Genomic DNA, 12805 nt, shown 5'->3' with positions numbered 1-12805 from the left:
ATATCCAATACTGTACCTAACTTAGATTGAATATAATAACTGCCATTCCCCGCATCTATAAATTTCCAGCATTGTGCCGCTGATCCATTCCATTTATACTGTTGTACATTCGTTCCATTGGTAGATGAACCACCTGATACATCCAATACTTTTCCTGTTCCTTCACACACAATCTTGTAATAGCCATTACCAACTGATGTAACTACAAAATTCTGTGCTAAAGTATTGTTCTTAGAATAGATCTGAACATTTCCGCCATCCGCTGTCGATCCTCCAGCAATGTCCAATACATAATTCATATTTACTGCTGCCTGAATGGTATATGTTCCTTCTGCAATGCTTTCAGCCTTCACCGCAGTTGATTTCAATGTCCACTTCTGTGCATTGCTATAATTCAATGTATACATCTGAATATTTGTTCCGGTTTGAATAGATCCATTTGTAACATCAATTACAGTTCCTAGCTTAGAACGAATATAATAACTGCCATTCCCCATGTTTATGAATTTCCATAGCTGTGCATTCGTCCCATTCCATGAATACGTCTGCAAATTTGCACCATTACTGCTGCTTCCATTGCATATATCTAATGCTTTTCCTGTTGCACTTTCAATAATTTTATAATATCCATCACTAACATACGTAAGTTTAAATTTTTGTTTTGAATTTCCCGCATATGAGCCAAGCTGGATATTTCCATTATTTTCTGTAACAGTCAACCCAGTATTTTCCGCACTTCGAACAGTATATTCTCCATTATCAAATGGTTTATATTCAGCTTTAGCAACTTTCCACTTCTGTACATTAGATTGATTTGCCAACTGCATATTTGCATTTGTTGAAGAAGTCTGCATTTCAATTACCGTTCCCAACTTTGATCGTAAATTATAACTGCCATCAGATAATTTCACAAATTTCCACAACTGTGCATTGCTTCCATTCCAACTATATTGTTGCAAATTCACTCCTGACGCACTATTCCCTGCCGGAATATCCAATGACTTTTCTGAATGTTCTGCAAGAATTTTATAGTATCCATTACTAACATAAGTCAGTTCAAATCTTTGTGATGATAAGTTTTGATTTCCTGTTACATATACATTTGCACAATCTGCTGTAGAACTTCCATTTACACTTAACACTTTATTTGTCGCAACGTTAGTAATCGAATATGTACCATTTTCTAATGGTTTTGACTCTGCTTTTGTAAGTTTCCACTTCTGTGCATTTGTCCCATTATACGCATAGCAGTCTATCATCGTTCCGTTTGCTGTATTAGCCGACCACACATCCAAACATGTACCTAATACTGAATGAATCGTATAATACCCATTCCCAGAATCCGTAAAATACCATAGCTGTGCATTCGTTCCATTAGATGTATATTGCTGTACCGTTGCTCCCGATGCCGTCGACCCTCCAGCCACATCCAGTACTTTTCCTGAATGTTCTGCCGTAATCGTATAATACCCATTTCCGGCACTTCTGACCTCAAATCTCTGTCCTGATGTATCTTTTTTATCATTCAGCACTGCGGCTGTCTGATCTCCAAATCCATCATTCTGAACAGACAGAACCTTATTCGCATTCAACGCGCTGCTAAATACGTAAGTACCTTCCTCAACATTTACTCTTTCACCAGTCTTGGTAAGTCCCAGATATTTTGCAATTCCTGTTGCATCTGCAACTCCAAGCTTTTTCAGACCATCTTCATTATTTAAGAAGTTATTGACATCTCCACTGTTCGTAAGGAAGGCATGCTCTACAATAATTCCTGGGATTCCGTTGTATTTATTTGCGACCTGAACAGTAAACCAGTCTTCCAGTGAACCATCCGGATACTTATACTCCGGATCTGTTCCTGTTTTATAGTACAATCCACGGTTATACAATCCGATTGATGAAAGTTCATTCAAAATCTTAGTTGCAAGCTCTCTTCCCTGTGCACCTACATCTGATTTCCAGTTATAGTTCGGAATAATAATCTCTGCACCTTTTGCTGCTGATGATGCTGCATTCAGATGAAAACTGACAAATATCTTCGCCCCGGCTTTTGCTGCTGCATTTGCTCTTGCTGTAATACAGCCACCTGCCGGTGATGCATTCGGATAAGGGCACTTCGAAGATGTTCTCGTCATATATACCTCTACTCCGGCATATTTTTCAAGCTCTTCCTTACAATAATTCGCAATCTTTAAGGTAAGTGCTTCTTCGTGCAGTCCATAATAGCTTGCCCCGGCATCCCTGTCATCATGTCCTGGATCCAGTGCCACAACAATTTTTCCAGATCTTGCAGCCTGTGTACTGATTCCAGAATCATCATCAAGCGACATCATCGCCGGGGTTGATGCGAGAACATCCGTCCGTGCCGCATCAAGTGCATCCTCGATACTGTTCTGTTCTTCGATTGTTCCATCTTCATTCAATGTAGAAACCGAAATACCAACTGCATCTTCCGCTGCCGCTTCTTCCTGTTCTTCATCAACCGGCTGAAGTTCATCGATTCCATCATATTCCTGATTAACTCCGAACTTCGCTTCCATCTTAAGGTCTGCAAGCGCATAATCTGTAGTTTCTCCATTTTCTGTTACACTGATAGAAACAACTTCATAGGTTCCACTCTGATACTCATCTTCGTAATACTTTTCAAACAGATACAGATTTCCTTCCGATCTACTGATACACCAGTCTTCCCAGGTATCATCATCTTTTCGTACATGAAGTACCATCTGCTCTATGTACTCGTCTTCTGTTCCCCAGGATACAACAATTCGCTGTGTCTCCGGTGTCTGCAGATATGGACTTTCCACATAAGCATAATTCATGCTGCTTTCTTCTGGTTGGGCTTCCTGTTCTGTCGTTTCCTGTTCTGTCGTTTCCTGCTCCTGAACATCCTGTTCCCCTTCAACATTTTCATCAACTGATTGTTGTTCTTCTGAAGTTTGTTCCTGCTGCTGTGGTTCTTCTGCCTGTACTTCAGACTTCTGCTCTTCTGTCTGGTCCTCTGTTGTCGTCTGTGTTTTTGCAGCTGGCGCATCCGCCGCATATACCGGCATTGTTGTACCAATCATTGAAAAGACCAGCAATGCCACACTGCATTTTTTCAACCAGTTCTTCATTATATACTCCTCTTCTCTTACTCATCTGCTGTCATGTATCCTTTGAGTACGGTATGTCCAGTCTCTAAAGGCTGTCCGTTTTCCGTAATCTTCAGTCGTTCACATCCGTATGTTTCCAGAAAAGACTTTTTAATACATATAAGTATTTGTTCTTCTCCTGTCGTCCCCATACCTCTGATGTAAGAACCAGTTCCGGAATCCACATCAAGATCGATTGTTTTCTGTTCCTGATCAACATTGCAGCTGTTCATCTTGCATTCACTGTTAAGAACGTCTTCCCCTATTAAGCCGTTCCAGATATCGGTTGTCTGAAGCAGATTCGTTCTGATCTCTGCGCATTCGATTTCTTCACTGTCGGATATATAATATAATTTCAGAATCTGATCCTGAGCTTCATGGTCTCCGCTGTCTTCTTCTTTGCTGTCATTTTCTTCCACTTGCTCATCTTTTTGTTCTGTTTTGTCCTGCGTTGGTTCTGCCTTTTCCTGACTGGTATCTTGCTTGTCCTCCTGACTGGTATCCTGCGTCGTATCTTTTGCTTCTTTTGAAGTATCTGTACCACTGCATCCCAAGAGCATAACACTTAGACTCAATGCCATTACAAATACCAATACTTTTCTCATCTCACACCTCCTTTCTTAATCTTATCTATTATACGATAGTTCACAATTTTTGTCTATTTTCTTGTCTTAATTAAATAATATGTATTTGCATAATTTTCGACCTGAAGTGGTGAAATTTGATTTCCATCTTCCAGCGAATGCCAGAATTTATTATCCCATGCTGTATCTCCCCAGAAAAATGCAAGGTGACAGTCTTCTCCCCAGTTCCAGTTTTTTGGTTCTTTATACATAATATCACCTTTTTCCGCACGTCCATTTCGGAGTAATTCAGCAATAGAATTGTACGCATAACACTCTACATTAACAGATTTCAGATATTTATACCAGTTAGAACCATTTGTATATCCACCATTTCGTCCCATTCTTGCAATCATTCCAAGATCTCCACCACATTTTCCTACAACAAATGCAATAAATCCTGTGCAGTTAAGTCCTGTATAATTGTTATATCCTGGCGATCCATTTGGATGCATACATCGGTCGGGAATCGTGTATTCTCCACAATAATGTGTCCCTAAATAGTATCTGTCATTTACATGTGCCGCCAGTTCTTCCTGAATTGTCCTTCCACTAACTCCAAGCGTACTGTCTAATGTTTGTTTTGTATATGCCTTTTTCAAGCTCCAGACCTGAGCATTAGATCCATTTTCCTGATAAAGCCATACATTTGCACCATTGTAGCAATTTCCTCCTGACACATCAATGTAAGTCCCAAGTTTTGACCTGATCATTATTTTACCATCACCGGCATCGTAAAATTTGAATTTCTGTGCAGAACTTCCATTTTTTTGCCACTGTTTTAAATTCGTTCCCGATGCTGCATTTCCATTATCTACATCCAGATATTTTCCTGAACTATTATTTTTAATGCTATACCATCCATCACTTTCTTTACTGATATAAAAGCTCTGAGCCATCGTACCATTATCTGACCATATCTGTACATTTGCCCCATTATTTCTGCTTCCGTTCGATATATCCAGGACCATTCGGTTAGCTAATGAACTGAAAATCCGATAATTACCATTCGATACACTAATTTCTACTCCTTTTGGGATAACCCGTTTCATCTGCCATTTCTGTTCATTTGAAAGTACTGCATTTCCAAGATAAATATTGGCATTTTCTTTATCCGCAGTAATCATCGTTCCAAGCTGTGATTTCAAATAATAGTTTCCGGTTCCTGCCGAATAAAATCTGAATCGCTGTGCCATACTTCCATTTGCATCAACCTGCTGCAAATTCGTTTTATCTGCGTTGCTTCCATTTGTTACATCCAAAACCTTTCCACTATTAAGATTCTCAACTTCATACCAGTTATTTCCTTTATTTGTAATCTTAAAAATCTGGTGTTCTCCCTCATTTGCAGTTCCAAGTCCAACATTTGCCTGATTATCCTTAGAAGCATCTGTAACTTCCATACACAAATCTCCGGACTTGAACAAATAATATCCATCTGCAATATTAGCAATCTGAGATACAGATAATACAACCTTTTCAATCATCCACTGCTGTGCCGCTGTTCCGTTGAATGCGTAGATCTGAAGATTGGTTCCGCTTTTCAGACTACCGCCTGCACAGTCAATTACTCTTCCCGTCTTTGCCATAATATAGTATCTGCCATTCCCATTCTCATAGAAACGAAACAACTGACCCGCGCCACCATTTGTTGACCATTGCTGCAAATTTACTCCGGATGCTCCCGAACCATTTTGAACATCCAGGACTTTGCCTGAATTTACATTTTTCAGATAATACCATTCTCCGTTAGGAATAATTTTCCATTCTTGTGCACCCGTACCATTTGTCGAATAAATCTGTACATTACCGCCGTCACTATTTGATGCACTCTGAACATCTATGCTAAGATCTGATGCTGCTGCCGGATAAAGACGATAATTTCCAGCTTGTATTGCCTTGTAATTTCCTGGTGCCTTCCAGGATTCGATCACAAAATTCTGTGCATTGCTTCCATTATATGTATAAATTTGTACATTACCGCCATTATTCAATTTTCCGGCACTGATATCAAGAACTTTTCTGCTTCCGATTGCAGATAAGATTCGGATTCTTCCTTGTGTATCTTCATAAAACTTAAATTTCTGTGCTGCCGTTCCATTTGCATCCCATTGTTGGATATTTGTTCCATTTGCATTTTTCCCTGCTGACACATCCAACACTTTCCCTGACGCAAAATTCTTGATTGTATACCAGCCATCTTCATTTTTACTAATATAGAAAATCTGTGCCGCATTCGGTGTTTGTCCCCACAACTGTACATTTCCACCGTTTGCATTACTGTAATTTGCGACATCAAAACCCAAGTTACCTGCCGTTTTCATATTGATCGTATAATAACCATCTGCAATCTGCTTCTCTGCATCTTCACCAAATGTCGATCTTGCTTTCGCAAAACACCATTTTTGTGCAACCGTTTTATTTAATCCATAGAGTTGCACATTGGATGAATTTGCAATTCTTCCTGCTGATACATCCAGTACAGTTCCACTCTCCGTGGTAATGTAACAGCTTCCACTTCCCGTCTCATAAAACTTGTATCGTTGACCAAATGATTCCTGTTGCTGATTCTGGTTAATATTTTCACCAATTTTTGCTTCTTTAGATTTGCTGGAAAGCAATTTTCCAGATTGCACATTTTTTATCCGATACCATCCATCTTCCGCCTTTGTAATATACCATTTTTGTGCATCTGTTTCATTATTGGCGTAAATCTGGACATTTGCCTCATTTGCAGTGCTTCCTCCCGCTACATCCAATACATAGTTCTTATTAGCTTCTAACTGAATTTTGTATACTCCACTAGCAAGTTCCACTTCTTTTTTATCATCTTGTTTTTCCCCTTGCTGTTTTGGAACAATTTCTGTTGTTTTTTCCTCTGGTATAGTTTCTGGATTCTCTCCCGTTGCTTCATCGGTAGTAGATTCATCCTCTGTCGGCTCACCTACTACCGGTTCATCCGCCATTGATCCTCCTTCTATTGACCCGTCCACGGTTGATTCGTCTGCCTCAGTTTTCTGTACAGGTTTTTCCTCATCTTTTTCTTCACTTTCCGGCTTTGTTTTTTCTTCTTTTATCACATTCTGGTTCTCTGTCTCTGCCGCATATACTGACAATGTTCCTACATTCATTGTTCCCATTGCAAGAATCAATAAAGCTACAATAATTCTCTGTCTTACTCTCATTTTTTTCCTTTCCCATACCCTCATATTTCATAAAAAGGCAAGCCCCACAATTACCAATCATGTGGCTCACCCTTTCCTGTATCTCACACTATTTACTTCTCCGGATATAATCCCTTTTCAACCAGCGCCTTCACTTCATTCACAACCAGTTCTTTATCTTCTTTATAAGTCACCCCGAACCACTTATCATGTGATTTCAGCACTTTTACTTCGACTTTTCCTTCTTTCAGAAGATCTCCGATAATCGTTGGAAGCAGATACTCCCCTTTCAGATTGCCTTCTTCTTGTGCTGCCACAAATTCTGCGAATCCTTTTTCGAGGATCTCAAAGAATTCTGGTGTGAGTCCCCACATATTCATGGAAACCGGCGTGTCTACATCGATCGGTGTCTCTTTTCCATCTGTTGCAACTGCTGCACCTGCCTGTGTCTTGATGATATTGGATGTCTCTACGATTTCTGTAAGCATCTGATTCGCATCAACCTTGCACACTCCACGGGTTACTCCGCCATTTTCACTTAATGTGTTCTTCAGTACGAATCCAACCATGCTGATCTGCATTTTATCTGCCTGCTTTTCCGGTGTTGTCAGTTCTTTGAATGCTTCCACATAAGCTTCTTTTCCATAATAATCATCCGCATTGATTACCAGGAATGGTTCTTTTACCACATCCTTACAGCAGAGAATTGCCTGACCGGTTCCCCATGGTTTCGTTCTTTCTGCAAATTTTTCTTTAAATGCTTCCGGAATATCATCAACTTCCTGGAATGCATATGCAACTTCAACTTTCTTTTCAATCCGGTTTCCGATAATTTCACGAAAATCCTTTTCCAGATCTTTTCGAATAACAAATACCACTTTATCAAATCCGGCTTCCATTGCATCATAGATCGAATAATCCATGATAATTTCACCATTTGGTCCTACCGGCTCCAGCTGCTTGATTCCTCCTCCGAAACGGCTTCCAATTCCTGCTGCCATAACAACTAATGTAGCTTTGCTCATCTTTTCTATACCTCCTGATTCGCTTTTCCTGCTATTCTCCAATCCCACTCTCCACCAGTTCTACCATCGCTTCAAGTGCCTTTTCTTCATCTTTTCCCTCACACACGATCTCAATCGTATCTCCGGACTTAATGCATGCACCAAGCACGCTCAGAACACTTTTCGCGTTTCCTTCCGTATCCCGGTAATGAAAAGTGATCTTACTTTCATATTCCAGTGCCATCTTGCAGAAAAGTCCTGCCGGTCTCAAATGCAATCCCGTCGGATTTTTGATCGTTACCTTTTTACTGATCATTTTCTCCTCCACTGCTCTTTGTCAATGTGATCTGTACATTGATCGTATCTTCAAGTTCAATTCCGTCAGGAAGTGTAACCTGGATCGGAACATTATAGGTTCCCGCTGTCTTGCAATCGTTCAGATTGATTGACACGTTTCCTTTTTCAAGAGTAAAATCATCCAGATCCTCTTTCGAACCACGCACAACAATTTCCAGATTGCCCTGTTCTGCATATGACACCTTGTAATCCTTTGGTGCATTCAGCAGCGCAATGGAATTGTATGGGAATTCGACTGTCTTAGTTCCGAATTTCTCTACCTGGATCTTTATAACGATCGGTACGCCTCCTGCGCTGTCCTGGTCTGTCTTTGCCCAGTACGGAAGATAATTGGCGATATCTACTGTCTTCTCTATTGTCTGGTCCAGACCATCTTCTGCCAGCTCTTCTGCCGGAATTTCAATAGAATCCACCGTTTCCAGTTGCTCCTCTGTGCCTACGATCTGAATGCTTTCCGGCTGGATACTGATTCCGCTGAAATGATATCCGCTCGCAGTACCGATCAGTGAAGTATCAAATTCTACCGGAATACTCTTTGTCTGAAGCATGGTGATTTTTACCTTCAGTCCTTCGTCTCCCAGGTTATTCTCAATCTGTGTCGAATCTATGATCTTTCCATTGTTATCATAAAGAATCAGCTCTGCTTCTTTTTCCTCATCTTTAGACTGTCCTGAAACATCGACAAGTGCTACCACCTTATCGATTGAATCGATTACTGATTCTGGCCCGCTGATCTTAATCTTCTCCGGATTTGCTTTCAGCTCACCCACCTGATATCCGTCTCTCGGTGTTCCCGAACTGGTTGCTGTGATCGGGAAAGTCTCTGATTTTCCAAGTTCAATGCTTACTCGCAGATTGATCGGGTTGGCAGTCGCCTCAAACCTTCCTGCATAAGAAGGGATCGATATATCGATCGGGATCAGGGATCTGGTTCTGACATCCAGATTCTTCATATCCGCTGTTGCCCTGATATCATCAGTTTTAATTTTATTTAAAATAGAACGTTTTGCCTTTACTGTTACGGATACCGTCCTGCTGTCATCCAGAATCTGATATGTATTGCCCGGATTTGTTACGATTTCCGGATGTGTCACTGTCACCTGGATTCCGGAAAATGTCCGTTCGTCCACCGGATCTTCAATATTCATAACAATTATCCATAAAAGGACAGAGAATACAAATGCCAACAACTTAAGACCCCAGTTTTTAGTCAACGCCCTTTTCATGCGATCTCCATCCTTTCCATATTTTTTTCAAACGTCCAATCTCCACACTCTTCTTACTGATAGATTCCAGACGTTTTTTCAGATATTCCGGTGTAACATTGCGCACAAGCTGTCCACCCATCGCTACAGATACATACCCGGTCTCTTCTGATACGGTGACGATCAGAGCATCACTCACCTCACTCATTCCAACTGCTGCACGATGTCTGGTCCCCAGCTCCTTACTGATTCCCATATTGTCTGACAATGGAAGATAGCAGGTCGCTGATACGATCCTGTCTCCACGGACAATGATCGCGCCATCATGAAGTGGTGTGTTGTGTTCAAAAATATTGATCAATACCTGCGGTGATACAATACAGTCCAGCGCGATTCCGGTGCTCTCGTATTCTGTCAGCATGATTGCCTGCTCTACGACGATAAGTGCTCCTGTCTTCACTGCTCCCATCGCAAAGGATGCTTCTACGATTCCATCGATCGTTTTCTGGCTGAAACGTACATTATCTTTTCCTCTTTTATCCAGTGCTACCATATTGGGAACAAATTGTTTTTCCCCCAGTTTTTCCAATGCTCTTCTGAGCTCAGGCTGGAAAATGATCACGACTGCGGTCGCCATGACCGGAAGTGAATTCTGTGCAATCCACAAAATCGTATACATTTTAAAAACTGCAGCCACCAGAATAAACAATGCAACAACCAGAATCCCCCTCAGCAGCATCCAGGCTTTTGTATTCTTTATCCAGAGAATAATCTGATAGAATAAAAATGTAATAATCAGTATCTCAACAGCATCTACTACCCGGATCTGCGGGAAGTACCACGATTCTGATACAAATCTTTTTAAAACCTGTGTTAATACTGTGTTCAACAATGTACCCCCTTTTCTATCCGTTATTTATACCCCTGTTTTTTATAATATTTCCCTATTTATTATCGCTATTCAGTTCATTTTCCACAATGCTCTGAATATCCAGTTCTTCCTTCAGGCTCTGTGCAAGAAGGATTTCATCTGTATTGCCCCCAACTCTTGTCGGTCGCTGAACTGCCGGACTCTTTGGTCGTTTTACCTTAGAAGCCGTTTTTGTTTTGCGTACTGCCGGTTTTTTCGTCTGCCCACTCTTCGACCTCTGTCTTCTCTCCGGCTCTGTTCCCGCAATCTCACCTGTTTCTTTCCGCTCATTGATATGTTTGACCGTCTTCTCCGGAGCTGTCACCGAAATCTTAGGGATGGCTTTTACATAATAGTAATATTCATCATCCTCAAACTGGAGACGTTCTGTTCTGGAATAATCCACCGAGAACAGGAAAAATTCCATGATAAAACCAATCACGACTGCTGCAATATTTCCAATGATCAGCATATTATAAGAGGTATGTATATCGAATACAATATCTCCGATCACAATTACAACAATATTCACAACCGCACCGGATGCTGCTGCGATTTTCCACGCATGATCTACCGAAAGCCGGCGCACTGTATATACCACAAAAATAGAGATAATAAATGCGATCACAGTGATCCACAGAGTCTTATCCTGGAATACCGTCTTCACAAACAGCGAAATCTGCCTGGTAATTCCATCCGCACTGGTGATCGCTGTTGCTGAAGTTCTCACACATTCGATCATATAGTAAATGATCGTTCCAAATACAACCGGTACTGCTGAAATCGGTCCAAGTACAAGCGCACAGGCAACCGGAACCACATACGGAACATGAAGCATAAATGCTACCGGTGTGACCAGCAGAAGAAGTGCCTTTTTCGGAGTAAATCTGCAGTAAAAGATAAACATTACCACAAAGATCAGTGCCGCTGCCGCTGCCACTCCTATAGACAGTTTGAACAGATGCACAATTACAAGTCCTGCCGCTACATACGCCGTTACAACCGGTGGAAGAAAAGTGCAGATCACTGCCAGTGCCACCGCTACAACCGGTGTCGCCACCGCTTTCATCAGTCCAATATTCTGGTTGATCATAAGAAATGTGACCAGTGCCAGAACAAACTGCACAGCTTTATCAATATAGATTGATTTCATCGCGTATAATTCCTGTAATTTATCTCTCCATACTATCAGATCATTCATTATCGTTTCTCCCTTTCATACATTCTGTTCAGTCTTGTAAGATCGTGATTGAATTGTTTCACACGCTTTCTTGCTTTTTCATGTTTGGTTCCGTAAAAATGGGAAGCAACGATTCCATAAAAAATAACAAGTACCAGATATCCAATTATCACAGCTGCCGCAAGCATCACAAGAAACTGCATATTCAGATTTTTCATCAGTTCATCCAGAAAAGCAATAACTCCGATTCCCACTGCAACAGCATAGCCGACCGTGACCCATATGATCGTAGCAATGGTGTGAAAGCTCCGGTAATCTTTCTTATAATAAGAACTGATTTTAAAATCTTCCTCTCCCTGTTTGCTTTCGTACATCGCCATCCTTGTCATCAGCTTAACTTTGCTTTCATTTAACATTTTGTCACCTCATACGTTTTATTCGTATATGCATTACTTTCAGTATAACAAATATCAGATTCCTTGTCCAATACTTACCGTCAAAAAGTATACATTTTCGGCTCCTGCCTTTTTCAGCACTCTCGCCGCCTCGTCTAAGGTACTTCCTGTCGTATAAATGTCGTCGATCAAAACGATATTTTCTCCTTTTACATTTTTCTGCACTGCAAATGCTCCCTTGATATTTCGTTTTCTCCCTTTATCGCCCAACTCTTTCTGAGGACTGGTCGCCTTAATTCTCTTAACAGCACCTGCATCCATGGCAATTCCGGTATTTTCTGATAATACCTTTGCTACAATTTCTGCCTGATTAAATCCCCGCTTTCTTTTTCGCCGGGAATGCAGCGGAACCGGCACGATCAAGGTGATCTTTCTTTCCCATAGATAAGAAAGAAAATGCTCTGCCATTTCTTTTCCGAACGTTTGTCCGTAAATTCTCCGGTTCTGATATTTCATTGCATAAACTGCATTTTCCACTGCATCTTTATGCACCCAGAGACTTCTGCCATCAGCAAAAAGATGCTTCTGCCTGGTACAGTCATAGCAATATTCTTCAGCCGGATCCGTCAAAGGCTTTCCACAGCACATGCATCTTACTTCACCAATATAAGGAAGTTTTTCACGGCACGCCTTGCAGATTCCATTGTGTTCCGTAGAATGTTTCTTTCCTGCACTTACAATTTCTCCACAAAACGGACATTTTGAGGGATAAATTAGTTCCAGAATTGTTTCTTTGACCTTTTTTAAGTTTTCCATCCGCTTTTCGAATT

The 12805-nt window shown here is 40.9% G+C and carries 10 protein-coding genes; all 10 read right to left on the bottom strand.

Annotation, left to right across the window (positions count from 1 at the left end):
- Nucleotides 1-3119: RICIN domain-containing protein (locus PG418_RS16995; protein WP_498837763.1), on the bottom strand; the 3119-nt coding region annotated here is incomplete at its 3' end.
- 17 nt (nt 3120-3136) lie between these two features.
- Entirely contained in the window at nt 3137-3742 is a 606-nt protein-coding gene (locus PG418_RS16990; protein WP_498837762.1) for a hypothetical protein, read from the bottom strand.
- Nucleotides 3743-3795: 53 nt separating this feature from the next.
- Nucleotides 3796-6945 (bottom strand): RICIN domain-containing protein, encoded by a 3150-nt coding sequence (locus tag PG418_RS16985; protein WP_498837761.1) that lies wholly within the window; start codon nt 6943-6945, stop codon nt 3796-3798.
- Between the two features lie 92 nt (nt 6946-7037).
- Entirely contained in the window at nt 7038-7949 is a 912-nt protein-coding gene (locus PG418_RS16980; RefSeq protein WP_498837760.1) for a nucleotidyltransferase family protein, read from the bottom strand.
- Between the two features lie 31 nt (nt 7950-7980).
- A complete protein-coding gene (locus PG418_RS16975; protein WP_008374578.1) occupies nt 7981-8244 on the bottom strand; it encodes an HPr family phosphocarrier protein in 264 nt (87 codons plus the stop codon).
- Complete coding sequence (locus tag PG418_RS16970) at nt 8234-9433, bottom strand: CdaR family protein (RefSeq protein ID WP_167531630.1); 1200 nt, start codon at nt 9431-9433, stop codon at nt 8234-8236. The genes PG418_RS16975 and PG418_RS16970 overlap by 11 nt, the downstream gene beginning before the upstream one ends.
- 58 nt (nt 9434-9491) lie before the next feature.
- Complete coding sequence (gene cdaA / locus PG418_RS16965) at nt 9492-10379, bottom strand: diadenylate cyclase CdaA (protein WP_270613336.1); 888 nt, start codon at nt 10377-10379, stop codon at nt 9492-9494.
- 55 nt (nt 10380-10434) lie between these two features.
- On the bottom strand, nt 10435-11601 hold the full coding sequence (locus PG418_RS16960; RefSeq protein WP_175305996.1) for a hypothetical protein: 1167 nt from the start codon (nt 11599-11601) through the stop codon (nt 10435-10437).
- Nucleotides 11601-11996: a hypothetical protein gene (locus PG418_RS16955; RefSeq protein WP_117836238.1), complete on the bottom strand. Its 396-nt coding sequence runs from the start codon at nt 11994-11996 to the stop codon at nt 11601-11603. The genes PG418_RS16960 and PG418_RS16955 overlap by 1 nt, the downstream gene beginning before the upstream one ends.
- A 54-nt stretch (nt 11997-12050) precedes the next feature.
- Nucleotides 12051-12791, bottom strand: a complete 741-nt coding sequence (locus PG418_RS16950; protein WP_175305995.1) for a ComF family protein — start codon at nt 12789-12791, stop codon at nt 12051-12053.
- Nucleotides 12792-12805: the final 14 nt, after the last annotated feature.

It is taken from the genome of Bariatricus sp. TF06-38A, assembly GCF_027690675.1.
In the GTDB taxonomy this organism is placed as follows: Bacteria; Bacillota; Clostridia; order Lachnospirales; family Lachnospiraceae; genus Allocoprococcus; species Allocoprococcus comes.
The sequence above is the reverse complement of the archived record's forward strand: the minus strand, read 5'-3'. Positions and strand labels throughout refer to the sequence as shown.